The sequence below is a fragment of the Bradyrhizobium sp. SZCCHNS1050 genome (genome assembly GCF_032484785.1).
In the GTDB taxonomy this organism is placed as follows: domain Bacteria; phylum Pseudomonadota; class Alphaproteobacteria; order Rhizobiales; family Xanthobacteraceae; genus Bradyrhizobium.
In genome coordinates, this window is record NZ_JAUETR010000001.1 from 4,741,648 (window position 1) to 4,757,498 (window position 15,851).

The window sequence follows — 15,851 nt, forward strand, 5'->3', positions numbered from 1 at the left end:
GTCACTGCCCGAGCCGTTCGATCAGCGCCGGCGCGTGCACCTGGTCGGCCTTGTAGTTGCCGGTCAGCGTGTACATCACGATGTTGACGCCGGCGCGGAAGGCGAATTCGCGCTGCCGTGGCTCGCCCGGAACCATCGGCAGCATGGCCTGGCCGTCGGGGCGGATGGCCCAGGCGCCGGCGAGATCGTTGGAGGTGATGATGATCGGTGAGACACCGTCGCCGCCACGCGCCGGACGGGAGGCGCTGTCCTCGTCCTCATCTTTCGGCAGCGCCTCGACCCAGGTCTGGCCCGCGGTGAAGCGGCCGGGGAAGTCGCGCAGCAGGTAGAACGTCTTGGTCAGCACGTGCTCGCGCGGCACCGGCTCGAGCTCGGGCACATCGAGCGACGACAGGATCTCGCGCAGCGACTGCATGCCCGGGGTCTGCTGCGCGCCGTTCTCGCCCGGAGGAGCCTCGACGGCGTCGCGGGTATCGAAGATCACCGTGCCGCCCTGCTTCATGTAGGCGTCGATCTTGTTGATCGCGTCCTGCGGCGGCTTCGGCACGCCCGGCACGATCGGCCAGTAGATCAGCGGGAAGAAGGCAAGCTCGTCATGCGCGGGATCGACGCCGACGGGATCGCCGGCTTCAAGCGCGGTCCGCTGCGCCAGGAACAAGGTCAGCCCCATCAGCCCGGCCTTGACGATGGAATCGACGTCGGCATTGCCGGTCACGACATAGGCAAGCCGCGTCTGTGACACTGCGCGCATCGCGAAATCATCGCTGGCGGCGTCGGCGCGTGCGGGCGCCGGCATCGCGACCGCGAGCAGGGCGCCGGTTGCCAGCACCGCAAGCGCGATGGCCGCGGGGGCCGCACGCCGTCGTCTTGCCAACGCGGCCAGCACGCCGCCGAGCAGGGCGACAATGACGGCGTCGATCAGGAACAGCAGCAGTGCGGTCGACAGCAGGATGCCCCGGAGATCGCGCGGCTCGGCGGTGGTGTAGCTGGCGCGGTTGGCGCGCAGCGCTGCCGTGTCGAGCTGCAGAATGCGATCGGCGGGGCTGAGCGTGTTCACTGCGGTAGGTCCCTCGGCTGGGCCATAGAATCCGGGCGGATGATCCAGCGAAGCCCGGTCGTTGAAATCAGCCGGTAGCGGCTTGGCGGTCGAAGGCGGCGGTCCGAAGGCGCCGAAGCCGTCGAGGATGTGCAGCGGCGCCAGCGTGGCCTTGGCGGTCTCACCCGCGGGACCAGGGCCCGGCGTCGAGGTGTAGCCGGACATGTCGACGATGCGGCGGAGCATCTCGACCATGGCGCCGGACATCGGCAGATCGGACCAGCGCATGTCGGCGCTGACGTGGAACAGCGCGATCAGGCCTTTGCCGCGATGCTCACCGGTGACGAGCGGCGTGCCGTCCTCGAGAGACGCCCAGCTCTTGGTCGCCAGCACGGCGTCGGGCTCGGCGAGAACCTGGCGGTTGACGGTGACGTCCTTCGGGACAGTGATGCCGGCGAACGGGCCGTCGGCGGCGAACGCGGCCAGGTGCTGCGGCTTCTCCCATGTCAGGCTGCCGCCCAGGGTGCGGCCGCCGCGGCGCAGCTTCACCGGCACGAGGTCGTCGTCGCCCTGCGCCAGGCGCGGGCCGGCGAAGCGCACCAACACGCCGCCATTCTCGATCCAGCCGTTGAGACGGTCGCGCAGCTCCGGCGACAGCGTGCCGACGTCGGCCATCACGATCATCGGCACCTTCTGGTCGAGGAACTGCGTGATGACCTGCTGCGGGGCGCCGCGATCGCCGAGCCTGAGATCGGCGAACGGCGACAGCGCGCGGGTGAGATAGAAGGTCGGTGCGAGCAGCGGCTGCGCGGTGTCGCTGGTGGCGCCGGAGACGATGCCGACGGCGCGGCGGCGCCAGCGCTTGTCGAGCAACTGCACGGCGCCGGCCGAGCGCTCGCCCGCAATCTCGAGCCGGGTGATGTCGTTGCGCAGCTCGACCGGCAGGTCGAAGCTCGCCTCGGCGTCGTGCGCGCCGGCGGCAAAGCTGAACTGTGCCTCGCCGAGCGGCGAGCCCTTGGCATCGAGCGCGCGCACGATGCCGCCCGGAACGGAGAGATCCGCGCGCAGCACCTTCACCGTCATCTTGGCGGCCGCGTTCTCGGCGCCGGCGAGCGCCAGCGGCGAGGGCGTGCCGCCTTCGAACACGGTCAGGCTGCGGTCGCCGATCGTCTTGGCGAGACCCCCCACGAACTCGCTGCCGCGGCCGGGATCGACGCCGTCGGAGAACCACATGATCTCGGCATCGCCGGTCGCTTTCAGGAAGCGATCGAGCTGCGGCAGCGCATCGGCGCGCTCGGTCGTGTAGGCCTTGGGCGCGATCTGGCGCAGCGCGACGCGCGCAGCACCGGCCGGCATCAAGGTGAGGTCACGCGCGGGCTCCGACAGCGGCAGCAGCGCGACGCCGCGGCGGTCGGCATCGGCGTTGGCGATGATCTCGTCGGCGGCCCTGATGCGCGTGTCCCAGCTTGCGGCCGCGCTCCAACTGTCGTCGAGCAGCAGCACCAGCGGCGCCTTGCTGCCGACGGCTTCGGTGCGCGGATTCCAGATCGGACCGGCTGCGGCGAAGATCACCAGCGCCGCCGCCACCAGCCGCAGCAGGGTGAGCCACCAGGGCGAGCGCGACGGCGTCTCTTCCTTGGGCGTGATGTCGAACAACAGCCGGGTCGGCGGAAACTCGATGCGGCGCGGCCGCGGCGGCATCACCCGCAGCAGCCACCACAGCACCGGCAGGCTGACGAGACCGGTCAGCAGCAGCGGTTCGGCGAACGACAGCGGCAGGCCCATCATGCGCCGAGCCCTCCGGGGCCAGCGCCCACTTTGACGCCGCTGCGCGCGCTACCTTTGGCCGTGGTCATGCCGGCATGCAGGAACAGCAGCAGCTCGGCGGCCGAGCGGCTGGTGGTGTGGGTTGTGAACAGCCAGTCGAGCCTGCCGGTCTCGGCGCGGATCTGGTCGCGATGCAGCGCCACGCGGGCGACGTAGTCCTGTGCCCAGCTCTCGGCGCGGCCAGCCGTGATCACCTCGCCGCCTTCCGGCTCGACGAACTCGACGCGGCCCGAATAGGGGAAGGTCTCCTCGGCCGGATCGACCACCTGCACCATCGTGCCGTGTGCACCGGACGCGGACAGGCCGGCCAGCATGGTGCTGATCTCGGAGATCGGCGACCAGAAATCCGACAGCACGACGATCTCGGCGAGCGCCGAGGGGACGAAGGACGGCGGCAGGCTCGGCCTGATCGTCTCATCATGCAGCATCGCCTGCGCAATGCGGTCGATCACGTTGCGGCTCCCGGTCGGATTGATCAGGCCGGGAATGCCGACGCGTTCGCCGCCGGCCACCAGCAGCTCGGCCAGGGCAAAGGTCACGATCAGCGCGCGCTCGAGCTTGCTGTCGCGCGCGCCCTTCGACGCGAAGGCCATCGACGGCGAGCGGTCCGGCCAGATCCACACCGTGTGCGCGGCCTCCCATTCCTGCTCGCGGACATAGAGATGGTCATCGCGCGCGGAGCGGCGCCAGTCGACGCGCTGCGACGGCTCACCGGAGACGAAGCGGCGGTACTGCCAGAAGCTTTCGCCGGAGCCGGCGCGGCGCCTTCCATGCAGGCCATGAATGACGTTGGCGGCAATCTGCCGGGCTTCCAACACCAGCCGCGGCAGCGACGATGCCAGCGTCCGGCTTTCGCCATCGGCACGCCGTATCGCGAGAATCTCCTTGTCGACGTGCCCTGTCGCTGCGGCCATCAGCCAATCCGGCTCTTCAATTGCCGGATCACGTCCGGAATGGTGCGTCCCTCGGCGCGCGCCGGGAAGGTCAGCGCCATGCGGTGCTTGAGCACGGGCTCGGCGAGATCGAGCACGTCGTCGATCGAGGGCGCGAGCCGGCCGTCGAGCAGCGCGCGGGCGCGCACCGCGAGCATCAGCGACTGGCTGGCGCGGGGACCGGGGCCCCAGGCGATCAGCTTGCCGGCCTCTCCGGCCTCGGGACCGGGACGCGCCGAGCGCACCAGCGACAGGATCGCCTCGACCACGGAATCGCCGACCGGCAGGCGCCGCACCAGACGCTGGGCCGCGATCAACGCATCGGCCGTCATCGCGCCCTTGGCGGCACTCTCCTCGGCGCCGGTGGTCTCGAACAGGATGCGGCGCTCGGCATCGCGATCCGGATAGTCGACGTCGATCTCCATCAGGAAGCGGTCGAGCTGAGCCTCGGGAAGCGGATAGGTTCCTTCCTGCTCCAGCGGATTCTGGGTCGCGAGCACATGGAAGGGCTTCGGCAGGTCATGGCGGGCGCCTGCAACCGTGATGTGCTGCTCCTGCATGGCTTGCAGCAGCGCCGACTGCGTGCGCGGGCTGGCGCGGTTGATCTCGTCGGCCATCAGGAGTTGCGCAAACACCGGGCCGGCGATGAAGCGGAACGAGCGCTTGCCGCCGGCGCTTTCGTCCAGCACCTCAGCGCCCAGAATGTCCGACGGCATCAGGTCCGGCGTGAACTGGATGCGCTTCGCATCGAGGCCGAGCGTCACGCCCAAGGTCTCGACCAGCTTGGTCTTGGCGAGGCCGGGGACGCCGATCAGCAGCGCGTGGCCGCCGGACAGGATGGTCACCAGCGTGTTTTCCACCACGCGGTCCTGGCCGAAGATGACGCCGGAGATCGCATCCTTTGCCGCTCGGATCTGGCCGGAGACCTGTTCGGCCGACCGGACGATCGCATCCTCGAGCTTCTCGGCACTCTCAGCCATTTCCGTCGCTCCTTCTGCCCCGCATCTTGAACTTTCGGACGGACGTTCCGCTCCAGTTTGCCGGGAAGCGGATGCCAACCTATGCGAAGGCGCTGTATTCGTTGAGTTAAACTATCCCCATATTATCGGCATTACGGGGTATTGACGGCATCACGTTATGGCGACCTTACATGACCTGCAGGGCCGCCAGGAACTTTTGCACAGACGACGGCGATGGAATCTTGCACCAATCGTGCCAAGGTGGACGCAAACTCAAGGCAAACCATGGCGAAGCAAGGGCAGACCACCGACAACGGACTCGATCGGCTGACGTCGGCGGCAACGCAGGCTGGCACATCCGCAAAGGGACTGCCGCCGGTGCATTTGTGGAATCCGCCATTCTGCGGCGATCTCGACATGCGAATCGCCGGTAATGGTAGCTGGTACTACATGGGCACGCCAATCGGGCGGCCGGCGCTGGTGCGGCTGTTCTCAACGATCCTCAAGCGCGAGGGTGACCGCTATTTTCTGGTCACGCCGGTGGAGAAGGTCGGCATCCGCGTCGATGATGCCCCCTTCACGGCCGTAGAAATGCGGACGGAGAGCGATGCGCGCGGGCCGCTGCTGCATTTCCGCACCAATGTCGACGACTGGGTCGCGTGCGATGCCGAGCACCGGCTGCGCTTCGAGCCCGGCGAGAGCGGCGGCCTGACGCCCTATCTGCATGTGCGAGCCGATCTCTGGGCCAAGGTGACGCGGGCGCTGTACTACGAGCTTGTTGACATGGGTGAGGAGCGGATGATCGATGGTCGTGTGATGTTCGGCGTGGGGTCGGGCGGCGCGTTCTTCCCCATGGCCGACGCAGAAGAGGTGAGGGCGGCGCTTTGAACCAGCCCATGGTGAGGAACAGGACCGCTGAACTCAGTTCGGCCGATTTCTTCGCGCGGGGCCGCGCGCGGCTGCGCTTCGATGTTCCGCAGGCCCTGCTGGATCCGGACGTCATTCCGGCCAGTGGAGATTCCGGCACCGACCGCATGCTCGAGATCATCTCCCGCGAGCAGCCGATCCGCCCCGCGGCGGTGTTGATCCCGGTGGTCGACCACCCCGAGCCGACCGTTCTCCTGACCCAGCGCTCGCCGAACCTCTCGAGCCATGCCGGACAGATCGCCTTTCCCGGCGGCAAGATCGACGTCACCGATGCCTCTCCGCTCGATGCCGCTCTGCGCGAAGCCGAAGAGGAGATCGGGCTCGACCGCAGCTTCGTCGACCCGATCGGCTATCTCGACGTCTACGGCACCGCCTTCGGCTTCCGCATCCTGCCCACGGTGGCGCGGGTGCGGCCGGGATTCACGCTCAAGATCAACGAGGGCGAGGTCGACGACGCCTTCGAGGTGCCGCTGGCCTTCCTGATGGACCCCGCCAATCACCAGCTGCATTCCAAGGAGTTTCGCGGCATGGAGCGCTCATATTACGCGATGCCGTTCGCCGAGCGCTACATATGGGGCGCGACAGCGGGCATCCTTCGGGTGTTGTACGAGCGGATCGGTCGGCCATGATCCGTGGCGTGTTGACGGAAATCGGAATTTTCCTCATTCCTTTTGCGGTTTATGTGTTGTTCTTGCTCGCGACCAAATCGGGGCTGTTGGTGCCGGCCAACTGGCCCTTTCATCTGACCACAAAATTGACGGTGGCGGCGCTGGTGCTGGTGATTGCAAGTCTGGTCCTGCTCGCCGAGTTCTCCGGCGCGCCGCCGCGTTCGACCTACGTCCCCGCTCATGTCGAGAACGGCAGGCTCGTTCCAGGGGTCGAGAAATGATCGGCGCGCGGGTGCTGCATGCGCCCTGGCTCTCGTCCGGTCCCGCCGCGCGCGTGCTCGCGCTGCTCAATTGCGATGGCGAGGAAGCACGGGTGGTCGGCGGCGCCGTGCGCAATGCGTTGCTCGGCATCGCCATCGGCGACATCGACATCGCGACCACGGCGCTGCCGGCGGAGGTGCTCCGGCGTGCCAAGGCGGCGTCGATCAAGAGCGTGCCGACCGGCATCGACCACGGCACCGTGACGCTGGTGCTGGACGGCCATCCGTTCGAGGTCACGACCCTGCGCGAGGACACCGAGACCTTCGGCCGCAAGGCCAAGGTCGAGTTCGGCCGCGACTGGGTCGGCGACGCGCACCGGCGCGACTTCACCATCAATGCGCTCTCCGTCGGGCCGGACGGCGTGGTGCATGATCACGTCGGCGGCCTCGCCGACATCGCCCAGCGCCGCGTGCGCTTCATCGGCGACCCCGCCCAGCGCATCGCCGAGGACTATCTGCGCATCCTGCGCTTCTTCCGCATCCATTCGGCATTCGGTCATGGCGCCCCTGATCGCGACGGCTATCTGGCCTGCATCGCCGGCCGTGCCGGGTTCGCCACGCTGTCGGCCGAGCGCGTGCGCATGGAGATGCTGAAGCTGCTCGTCACCGACGGCGCAGTCGGCGCGGTCACGGCGATGGCGGATGGCGGGTTGCTGACGGCGATCATCGGCGGCGTCGCCTATCTCGGTCCGTTCGCCGCGATGATCGGCATCGAGCGCGAGTTGGAACTGCCGCCGAGCGCGGTCCGCCGTCTCGCGGCGCTCGCGGTCGCCGTGACCGAGGATGCGCGCCGTCTCGGCGTCCGACTGAAGCTCTCCAATGCCGAGAGCAAGGCGCTCGACGGCATGGGCCATCGCTGGTGGCGGTTCGCTTCCGCCGACGAGGCGCGAGTCCGGCGTCTGCTGTATCGTCTCGGCGAGACCGTCTATCGCGACCGCCTGATGCTCGGCTGGGCGCGGGCGCGCGATCGCGACGACCGGCGCTGGCGCGAGCGTGCGCTGTTGCCGCAGCGCTTCACGCCGCCGAAATTGCCGTTGAAGGCGGCCGATTTCATCGCGCGCGGGGTTGCGGAGGGACCGCTTCTCGGTCATGTGCTCACCCTCGCAGAGGATGCCTGGTTAGCTGCGGACTTTCCGCTCGACGAGGCATCGCTGAACGCGATCGCCGATCAGGCGGCGGCGCGCGTCAACCGCGACGGACGTTCATGAATTTTCTGGCAGGCTTTGCCGACATCTCGCTGCTGCAACTCCTGCTCGTCGCTTCCGTCGCTCTATTCGCTTCCATCATCGGTGGTCTTGCCGGCTACGGCACCGGCGCTCTCATGCCGCTCGTGCTGGTGCCGATGGTCGGGGCCGAGCCGGTCGTGCCGATCATCGCGATCTCGGCGATCCTCACCAATCTCAGCCGTGTCGTCGCCTATATCAGCCATGCCGACCGTACGCGCGCCGGAATCGTCATCGCGGCAGCCGCGCTCACGACGGCGCTCGGCGCCTACGGCTACACGCGACTGACCAATGCCGGCGCGGCGTTCGTGATCGGCACGATGCTCATCATGAGCGTTCCGCTGCGGCGGATCCTGCGCAAGCGCGAGGTCAGGATCGGCAATGGCGGGCTTGCTGCCGGAGCGGTCGGCTATGGCGTGCTGGTCGGCGGCACCTCCGGCTCCGGCGTGATCCTGCTGTCGCTGCTGATGGCCGCCGGCCTCGAAGGCGCCGCGGTCATCGCCACCGACGCGATGATCTCGGTGGCCACGGGTGTCATCAAGATCTCGGTGTTTGGTTTGGCCGGCGTGGTCACCGTGCAGGTGCTGGCGTTCGCGCTCCTGATCGGCGCGGTCGCGGTGCCCGGCGCGTTCCTCGCCAAGGCCTTCGTCGCCCGCATGCCGGTGCACATCCACGCCGCCATCCTCGACGCCGCCGTCATCACCGGCGGCGGCGTGATGATCGCATCGGCGGTGCGGCATCTGCTGCCGGCGGCGTAGCCTTCCGGCGTCAAGCCACCTGCTGGTCCGTGTCCCGATCGGATGGCGTGATGGTGCCGGTCTCGGCGCGTGCCACGATGGCATCGAGCGCGGCGACGGCCCGGTTCGTCACCTCGTCGAGCGGCGGCACCATGCGGCCGGAGGCGAGCTCGACACGGTTGCGGCCCTTGTGCTTGGCACGGTACAGCGCGCCGTCGGCGACGCGCAGGATCTCCGTCAGATCGAGGCCGGCCTCGGGATAGGCGGCGACGCCGACCGAGATCGTCACCCGCGGCAGCATGCCCACGCCATAGCTGATGTTGAGCGCCTCGACGCGGGCGCGCAGCTCCTCCGCGCGCATCGACGCGCTGCTCGACCTCGTCGAGAGCCGCCTGATCAAATGGCGTCCCAACGTCGCCGAGCGCCCGGCCTGAGGCACGACGCGGCCATCCACGAAAGGCCGAAGCGCCGGTCCTGACGGGCCGGCGCTTCTGTCATGTCAGCCTGATGTGGCCGCGGCCTGCATCAGCCCCACTTCATCTCGCCCTTCGCCACCTTGGCGCCGATGTCGAGGGCCACGCCCATGCCGAGGCCGGGGAACTTCGCCTCCATTGCGGCCTTCAGGGCTGCGGCGTCCTTGGCCTTGGCGAGCTCCTCCTCGAACGCGATGAGATAGGACTTGGTGTGCCGAACACCCGACAGGTCGGTGGCGGCGTCCGCCACGGCATGGCCGGCGACCACCACCGTCGGAGCGCGTGCAGCGATCTTGTCGAGGGTCGCGATCCAGGCTGCGCGCTGCTCCTTGCTCTGGGTGTCGGCCGTCCAGACATGGACACCCGAGAAGATCATGACGCCGCCGAATACGGCTGCGAGCGAGGGCACCCAGAGATAGCGCCGATTGGCCAGCCCCTCGGCGGCGACGATCTCGATCGTCTCGCCATCGACCGACAGCGACGGGCCATCGAACGGTTCGGGCAGAACGATGTCGGCCATCGTCTGCGGGCCGTTCTCCTTCAGCTGCGGGCCCCAGACGGCGAGCTTCTTCTCGACATTGCCCTTGATCGCCTCGATGGTCGCCGTGGCGGCGATCACCTTCACGCCGGGAAAGGCCTCGCGGATCGGCTTGAGGCTGAAGTAGTAGTCCGGGTCCGACTGGCTGATGTAGATGGCCGTCAGCGTCTTGCCGCTCGCCTTGATTGCGGCCGCCACCGCGCGGCCGTCCGGATAGTTGAAGCCACCGTCGATCAGCAGTGCTTCGGTGGGGCCCCTCAGCAGCACGGGCGCGCGGAAGAAGCCGTTCGGGCCGGCGGGAAAGTGTGTCCAGACCAGCTTGCTGCCAGCGGCACGGCCGCTGTCCGATGCACCGAGAATGGCTGCGGCGGTCCCTGCAATCGCTGTCGTCATGATCTGTCTCCGTGTCGGCATGTCAGTCTCTTCCTTGGAGTGATAAAACGATGAGGCCGGGCAGCAGGCGGCGCTCCGGCCGTGTGCGACGGCTGGGTGGATTGTGCCAGGCATCGAGTACGGAGCGGCTCAGGCTGCTCCGAGTTGTGCGAGCAGGCCGTCGAGCGGTTCGTACAAGGCGTTGCCCGGCAGCGGCCTCTGCCGCTCGCCGTCACCCGCCAGCAGGGCCGGGACACCGGACAAGCCGTAGCGTCGCATCAAGCTATGCGCGGTCTGGAGCCGGCGGCCATAGGCCTCGACCAGCGCGTGATCCCGGGCCAGCATCCGCTCGGCGGCGCTCGCAAGGCCCAGCGCTCGAAGGACTTCGCCGACGCCCGCGACGCTCACGATGTCCTGCCCGTGTACGTAGCGCGCAAGCTGCAGCTCCTTGAGGACCGTGAGCTCACGGCCGGGGTCGGTGACGTGGACCGCCGTCAGGCCGAGCGATGCGGCTGTCGAATCGAAGGCGCCGCCCGCGCCGAGAATGCGGGTGCGGTACGCGTCGGTGAAACGCTGGCCGGTCTGCTTGGCGATGCGCTGGTCGTTGCTCCAGGCATATTCGGAGAATTGCGCATCCATCCTGCCGGCGCCACGGCCGGCGAACAGGCCAGTGGGCAGCAGCTCGAGCGTGATGGCGTCGTGGGCGGCGAGCGTCTCGACCGCCGGGCCGGCGCCGTAGCACCATCCGCAGAGCGGGTCGAACAGATAGGTCAGTCGCATTTCCGGAACCCTGTCTTGGAGCGGCATGGCGCCGAGATAGCGGGTTCTCGTTTGTCCATAAATACAGCATAATGAGACAGACTGTATGCTGTTAATGGACAATAGAAGGAGCCGCCGGCATGGAGGCGATCAATCTCAACCGCCTCGTCTATTTCGCGGCCGTGGTGGACGCAGCGTCCTTTACCCGCGCGGCCGATCGGCTCGGGATCACCAAAGCCGTGGTCAGCCAGCAGGTCGCCCAGCTCGAGCGCGAGCTCAGAACCGACCTGCTGGTGCGGACCACGCGCAGGGTCGAGCCGACGGAAGCCGGTCGCCTGCTGCATGCCCGCTGTGCTGCCATCCTGCGCGAGGCCGAGAGCGCATTGGCCGAGCTGGCGCAGAGCAACGCCGAGCCGATGGGACTGTTGCGCATCGCCGCGCCGAACGACTACGGCACCTGCACGCTCGCCGCGATCGCAACCGAGTTCTCGCGGACCTATCCGGCCTGCCGGGTCGAGCTGATCCTCGCCGACAGCAAGATCGACCTCGTCGCCAGCCAGATCGATCTCTCGATCCGCGTGGGATGGCTCGACGATTCCACCCTGCAGACCCGCCGGGTCGGCAGCTTCCGGCAGCAGCTGGTGGCCGCGCCGAACGTGGTCAGGCGCGTCGCGCATCCGCGCGACCTCGCCGCGTTGCCGTTCATTGCGAATGCCGCGCTGAGGGAGCCGCTCACCTGGCAGTTCATGAAAGGCGACGTCGAGCGCGAGAGCGTCGAGATGAGCCAGACGCTTACCATCAACACCACGCCGGCGGTGCTCGCCGCGACGCTGGCCGGCGGCGGCCTGGCGGTGCTGCCCGATTTCCTGATCAGGGACGATCTCGCGGCCGGCCGCCTCGTGGCCATCCTGCCGTCCTGGACACTGCCGTCCGGAGGCATCCACGCCGTGTTCCCAGCGGCGCGCTTTCGCCCGCCGAAGGTGACGGCCTTCGTGGCGATGCTGATGGAGGCGCACAAGCGCGCAGTCGCCGGAGGTCCGCGGCGCGCGAAGTGACGCCGGCGCCGCGCGGGCCTAGCCCGCCGGCACCAGCTCGGTCAGCGAGCGGATGATGCGGTCGGGCTTGACGTCGGTGCCTTCCGGCAGGCCGTCGCCATGGACGTCGATCCAGATCGAATAGATGCCGAGCCGCTGCGGCGCGACGATCTCCCATTCGAGATTGTCGCCGATCATCCAGGTGTCTTCCGGGCCGACGCCGAGCCGCTCCATCGCGTGCCAATAGGCGCGCTCCTCGGGCTTGCCGAAGCCGTGCTCGCCCTCGATCTGGATGTGGTCGAAGCGGTGCGCCAGCGCGAAGCGCTCGATCTTGGCGCGCTGCTGGCCGGCCTCGCCGTTGGTGACGAGCGCCAGCCTGACGCCGCGCGCCTTGAATGCGTCGATCGCCTCATGCGCCCCGGGGAAGACGAACATCTGCTCGTCGCGATAGCCGGTGAAGCGATCGGCGATGCGGATCGCGAGCTCGGTCGGTAGAGCAGGACCGTGGCCGGCGAGCGCCGCGAAGCCGTCCTTCACCACCTCCTGCCGCGCCTGGATCAGCTTCATCCGCCATTCGGCGCCGGCGACCGACCAGAAGCTGCGTGCCGAGGCCAGGATCGCGGCGGCCACCGCCCGCGGCGTATGCGGCGCGAGTTCGTCGGCAAACTCGGTGGCGACGATATTCCAGGCGATCTCGGGACGGCCATAGGCCGACAGGATGGTGTCGTCCATGTCGATCAGCATGGCGCGGGGCAGGGCGGCGGTCATGATCAATCTACGCGGTTCAACAAATCGAGTTTCAGGGCCATTTCACCTCGGGCGGCATCGAGGACAGAATGCTGTCGACATTGCCGCCGGTTTTAAGCCCAAATGTGGTGCCGCGGTCGTAAAGCAGGTTGAATTCGACGTAGCGGCCGCGGCGGATGAGCTGCTCCTCGCGGTCGGCGGCGGTCCAGGGGCTGCTGAAATTGCTCCGGACAAGCTCGGGATAGACCTTCAGGAAGGCGCGGCCAACATCCTGGGTGAAGGCGAGGTCGGCCTCCCAGTCGCCGGAATCGTGATGGTCGTAGAAGATGCCGCCGATGCCGCGCGGCTCCTTGCGGTGCGGCAGATAGAAGTACTCGTCGCACCAGCGCTTGTACTTGTCGTACGAGGCCACCGCGGCATGGGCGTCGCAGGCGCCCTTCATCGCGGCGTGGAAGGCCAGCGTATCCGCGTCCTCCTGGGTGCGGCGGCGGTCCAGCACCGGCGTCAGGTCGGCGCCGCCGCCGAACCAGGCTTTCGTCGTGACGACGAAGCGCGTGTTCATGTGCACCGCCGGCACGTGCGGCGACCACAGATGCGCGATCAGCGAGATGCCCGAGGCCCAGAACCGCGGGTCTTCCGAGGCGCCGGGAATCTGGCTGCGGAATTCCGGGGCGAACTCGCCATGCACGGTCGAGCAGTGCACGCCGACCTTCTCGAACAGCCGGCCGTGCATCATGCTCATGACGCCGCCGCCGCCCGGGCCGCCGGCATGGTCGGTGCGCTCCCACGGCGTTCGGACGAACCGGCTCGGTGTGCGCGGATAAAGGTCAGCCGGCGCCTCGTCCTCGAGCCGCTCGAACGCCGCGCAGATCTGGTCGCGCAGGCTCTCGAACCAGGCGCGGGCGCGGGCCTTGCGATCCTCGATGGCGGCGGTGGTCATGGACGTTCCCCTGGCACGTTGGCGCTCACCCTGCCGTCAAGCGTCCATGACAGCCGGAGGTGACAGCGCTGTTGTCGCTACGGTTCGGTCCTACCACAATCGATCAGCCCTGCGGACCGAAATAGGTGCAGGTCTCGCGGCAGCTGTCGCGGTGGACGCTGACCTTGGTGACATGGCCGATCGAGCGGACGCGCTCATAGATGAAGCGCGACAGGTTCTCGAGCGTCGGCAGCCCGATCGCCTCGATCTTGTTCAGGAACTTGTGGTCGAGCATGGCCTGGATCTCGCTCAGCCGCTGCGTCAGCACGCCGAAATCCACCACCATGCCGGTCTCGGGATGGGTCGCATCGCCGCGCACCGTCACCTCGGCGCGGAAGGAGTGGCCATGGATCTCCTGGCTGGCTTCGCCGAGCGTCGTGATCGGCAGCGTATGCGCGGCCTCGAAGGTGAACGACTTGGTCAATTCCCACATCGTGTCAGTCACAATCCCTACCTGATGCCGATCATCTTGTGCGTCTGCAGACTGAGCCGCCATTGCGGATGATGCTGGCAGTAATCAATGGCGCGCGCCGTGTTCGCGGCCGCTTCGGGCCCGTCCATCGGCTGCAGTGAGAAGCGCTCGAAGGCAAGCCCCGCGAACGTCTCCGGCTCGGCCCCGTGTTGCGGGTAGACCAGCTTCAGCTCGTGGCCCTGCCGCAGCTTCAGCTCGGCGCCGGCCTTCGGGCTGACGCAGATCCAGTCGATCCCGTCGGGCGGAATGAGCGTGCCGTTGGTTTCGACCCCGACCGCGAAGCCGCGGGCGTGGAGCGCTTCGATCAGGTCGGCATCGACCTGCAGCAGCGGCTCCCCGCCGGTGAGGATCGTATAGCGGTCGGCGGCCCCGCCTGTCCATTGCCCACCGATGGCCTCGGCCAGCGCTGCGGCGGTCTCATAACGGCCGCCCAGCGTGCCGTCGGTGCCGACGAAGTCGGTGTCACAGAACCGGCACGTCGCGGTTGCGCGATCGGCCTCGCGGCCGCTCCACAGGTTGCAGCCAGCGAAGCGGCAGAACACGGCAGCGCGGCCCGCCTGGGCGCCTTCGCCCTGCAGGGTCATGAAGATTTCCTTCACCGCGTAGCTCACCCTCCGGCTCCTTGTGCGGATTGCAATTGGACGAATTGTCCGGTCTGGCGCAGCGCCTCGCCGGCGGCCATCGCCGCGGCCATCGCCACGTTCAGCGAGCGCAGCCCCGGCTGCAGCGGAATCCGCAGCCGCGCATCGGCGACCGCCGCCACGCCGTCCGGCACGCCGGCGCTCTCGCGCCCGAGCAGCAGGATGTCGTCCGCGCCGTAGCTGAAGTCGAGATAGCAGGTCGCGGCCCTGGTCGTCAGCAGCAGCAGGCGATGGCCCTCTGCGGACCGCCAGGCCTCGAACGCGCTCCAGGAATCGTGCCGCCGCCAATTCAGTTGGTCCAGATAGTCCATGCCGGCGCGGCGGAACTGCCGGTCGGACACAGGAAAGCCCGCCGGTTCGATGATGTGGGCCGCGAGCCCGAGGCAGGCGCACAGGCGCAGAATCGTTCCGGTGTTCTGCGGAATGTCGGGCTGATAGAGCGCGATCTGCATGCGAATTGGTCTTAGGACTGAGGCGGAAAGTCCGCTTCCGAAGCGGGAATTGGTGCATGGCGTGCTGCAGGGCCGATAGCGGGCTTGCGCTCGTATCGCAAGGGTGCCAATAGAACGATTCTGGACGGCTTGTTCCCCAGGGGCGGTGGAGCGAGCCGTTTTCTGCCGCCGCGGGGGACGCGGGCGCCGGCAGGATCTCCCGGTCACGTGATCTCCAAGGTCGAGATCGTAAGACGTCGAGCGGGGCGGTTCCACCGGCTGCAACGAAGAAAGGGTTGGAATCGTGACAGCGTCTACTGCGGATCATCCGACACGCCGGGATTTTCTTTTCGTCGCCACGGGCGCTACCGCGGCTGTCGGTGCTGTGGCCGCCCTGTGGCCCTTCATCTCCCAGATGAATCCCGATGCCTCGACCATCGCGGCCGGTGCGCCGATCGAGGTCGATCTCGCGCCCGTCGCCGAAGGACAGGACATCAAGGTGTTCTGGCGCGGCAAGCCGATCTACATCTCCCACCGCACCAAGAAGCAGGTCGAGGAGGTCCGCGCGGTGCCGGTGTCGAGCCTGCCGGATCCGGCGACCGACCAGTCCCGCACCAAGGACGGCCACGAGCAGTGGCTGGTCGTGATCGGCATCTGCACCCATCTGGGTTGCATCCCGATCGCCCACGAAGGCAATTACGACGGCTTCTTCTGCCCGTGCCACGGTTCGCAGTACGACGCCTCCGGTCGCGTCCGCCAGGGGCCGGCGCCGCTCAATCTTCCCGTCCCGCCCTATCAGTTCGTTTCCGACACCAAGATCCAGATCGGCTGAGCAG

The 15,851-nt window shown here is 68.0% G+C and carries 18 protein-coding genes; 7 read left to right on the forward strand and 11 right to left on the reverse strand.

Annotated elements, in window-relative coordinates; genetic code table 11:
• Nucleotide 1: 1 nt before the first annotated feature.
• The 3 genes from QX094_RS21405 to QX094_RS21415 are packed head-to-tail and all read right to left on the reverse strand — an operon-like array spanning nucleotide 2 to nucleotide 4,775.
• Nucleotides 2–2,824, reverse strand: a complete 2,823-nt coding sequence (locus QX094_RS21405; RefSeq protein ID WP_316183792.1) for a DUF4159 domain-containing protein — start codon at nucleotides 2,822–2,824, stop codon at nucleotides 2–4.
• Entirely contained in the window at nucleotides 2,821–3,777 is a 957-nt protein-coding gene (locus tag QX094_RS21410; protein ID WP_316188109.1) for a DUF58 domain-containing protein, read from the reverse strand. The genes QX094_RS21405 and QX094_RS21410 overlap by 4 nt, the downstream gene beginning before the upstream one ends.
• Nucleotides 3,777–4,775, reverse strand: coding sequence for a MoxR family ATPase (locus tag QX094_RS21415; protein ID WP_315717298.1), 999 nt, complete (start codon nucleotides 4,773–4,775; stop codon nucleotides 3,777–3,779). The genes QX094_RS21410 and QX094_RS21415 overlap by 1 nt, the downstream gene beginning before the upstream one ends.
• A gap of 264 nt (nucleotides 4,776–5,039) precedes the next feature.
• On the opposite strand from QX094_RS21415, the gene QX094_RS21420 reads away from it, so the two are divergent.
• From QX094_RS21420 to QX094_RS21440, 5 genes are read left to right on the forward strand one after another with little or no spacing between them, the layout of a single operon-like run.
• On the forward strand, nucleotides 5,040–5,642 hold the full coding sequence (locus QX094_RS21420) for a DUF1285 domain-containing protein (protein ID WP_316188110.1): 603 nt from the start codon (nucleotides 5,040–5,042) through the stop codon (nucleotides 5,640–5,642).
• Between the two features lie 8 nt (nucleotides 5,643–5,650).
• Complete coding sequence (locus tag QX094_RS21425) at nucleotides 5,651–6,310, forward strand: CoA pyrophosphatase (protein WP_409977949.1); 660 nt, start codon at nucleotides 5,651–5,653, stop codon at nucleotides 6,308–6,310.
• Nucleotides 6,307–6,570 carry a DUF6111 family protein gene (locus QX094_RS21430; RefSeq protein ID WP_315717295.1) on the forward strand — a complete coding sequence of 88 codons (264 nt, stop codon included), beginning with the start codon at nucleotides 6,307–6,309 and terminating at the stop codon, nucleotides 6,568–6,570. Before QX094_RS21425 ends, QX094_RS21430 begins: the two co-directional genes overlap by 4 nt.
• Nucleotides 6,567–7,817: a CCA tRNA nucleotidyltransferase gene (locus QX094_RS21435; protein WP_316188111.1), complete on the forward strand. Its 1,251-nt coding sequence runs from the start codon at nucleotides 6,567–6,569 to the stop codon at nucleotides 7,815–7,817. Before QX094_RS21430 ends, QX094_RS21435 begins: the two co-directional genes overlap by 4 nt.
• On the forward strand, nucleotides 7,814–8,590 hold the full coding sequence (locus QX094_RS21440) for a TSUP family transporter (protein WP_316188112.1): 777 nt from the start codon (nucleotides 7,814–7,816) through the stop codon (nucleotides 8,588–8,590). The genes QX094_RS21435 and QX094_RS21440 overlap by 4 nt, the downstream gene beginning before the upstream one ends.
• Before the next feature lie 10 nt (nucleotides 8,591–8,600).
• On the opposite strand, the gene QX094_RS21445 is transcribed toward QX094_RS21440, so the two are convergent.
• From QX094_RS21445 to QX094_RS21455, 3 genes are all read right to left on the reverse strand, one after another.
• The gene (locus QX094_RS21445; RefSeq protein ID WP_316188113.1) at nucleotides 8,601–9,023 is read right to left on the reverse strand and encodes a diguanylate cyclase; all 423 of its coding nucleotides are present in this window, start codon (nucleotides 9,021–9,023) and stop codon (nucleotides 8,601–8,603) included.
• A gap of 71 nt (nucleotides 9,024–9,094) precedes the next feature.
• The gene (locus QX094_RS21450) at nucleotides 9,095–9,994 is read right to left on the reverse strand and encodes an MBL fold metallo-hydrolase (RefSeq protein WP_315717291.1); all 900 of its coding nucleotides are present in this window, start codon (nucleotides 9,992–9,994) and stop codon (nucleotides 9,095–9,097) included.
• A 108-nt stretch (nucleotides 9,995–10,102) separates the two neighbouring features.
• Complete coding sequence (locus QX094_RS21455; protein ID WP_315717290.1) at nucleotides 10,103–10,732, reverse strand: DsbA family protein; 630 nt, start codon at nucleotides 10,730–10,732, stop codon at nucleotides 10,103–10,105.
• A gap of 119 nt (nucleotides 10,733–10,851) precedes the next feature.
• On the opposite strand from QX094_RS21455, the gene QX094_RS21460 reads away from it, so the two are divergent.
• Nucleotides 10,852–11,766 carry a LysR family transcriptional regulator gene (locus tag QX094_RS21460; protein ID WP_315750399.1) on the forward strand — a complete coding sequence of 305 codons (915 nt, stop codon included), beginning with the start codon at nucleotides 10,852–10,854 and terminating at the stop codon, nucleotides 11,764–11,766.
• Nucleotides 11,767–11,784: 18 nt separating this feature from the next.
• Here the strand turns inward: QX094_RS21460 and QX094_RS21465 are convergent, their stop codons facing one another.
• From QX094_RS21465 to QX094_RS21485, 5 genes are all read right to left on the reverse strand, one after another.
• A complete protein-coding gene (locus QX094_RS21465; protein ID WP_316167447.1) occupies nucleotides 11,785–12,513 on the reverse strand; it encodes an HAD family hydrolase in 729 nt (242 codons plus the stop codon).
• 31 nt (nucleotides 12,514–12,544) lie between these two features.
• Nucleotides 12,545–13,432 carry an oxygen-dependent coproporphyrinogen oxidase gene (gene hemF, locus QX094_RS21470; RefSeq protein ID WP_315717287.1) on the reverse strand — a complete coding sequence of 296 codons (888 nt, stop codon included), beginning with the start codon at nucleotides 13,430–13,432 and terminating at the stop codon, nucleotides 12,545–12,547.
• 103 nt (nucleotides 13,433–13,535) lie between these two features.
• The gene (locus tag QX094_RS21475) at nucleotides 13,536–13,904 is read right to left on the reverse strand and encodes a 6-carboxytetrahydropterin synthase (protein ID WP_315750453.1); all 369 of its coding nucleotides are present in this window, start codon (nucleotides 13,902–13,904) and stop codon (nucleotides 13,536–13,538) included.
• Nucleotides 13,905–13,921: 17 nt separating this feature from the next.
• Nucleotides 13,922–14,554 (reverse strand): 7-carboxy-7-deazaguanine synthase, encoded by a 633-nt coding sequence (gene queE, locus QX094_RS21480; RefSeq protein WP_315750402.1) that lies wholly within the window; start codon nucleotides 14,552–14,554, stop codon nucleotides 13,922–13,924.
• Nucleotides 14,551–15,036 carry a tRNA (cytidine(34)-2'-O)-methyltransferase gene (locus tag QX094_RS21485; protein ID WP_316183790.1) on the reverse strand — a complete coding sequence of 162 codons (486 nt, stop codon included), beginning with the start codon at nucleotides 15,034–15,036 and terminating at the stop codon, nucleotides 14,551–14,553. Before QX094_RS21485 ends, queE begins: the two co-directional genes overlap by 4 nt.
• Nucleotides 15,037–15,316: 280 nt before the next feature.
• On the opposite strand from QX094_RS21485, the gene petA reads away from it, so the two are divergent.
• Nucleotides 15,317–15,847, forward strand: a complete 531-nt coding sequence (petA, locus tag QX094_RS21490) for a ubiquinol-cytochrome c reductase iron-sulfur subunit (protein ID WP_315717369.1) — start codon at nucleotides 15,317–15,319, stop codon at nucleotides 15,845–15,847.
• The last annotated feature ends 4 nt before the right edge of the window (nucleotides 15,848–15,851 follow it).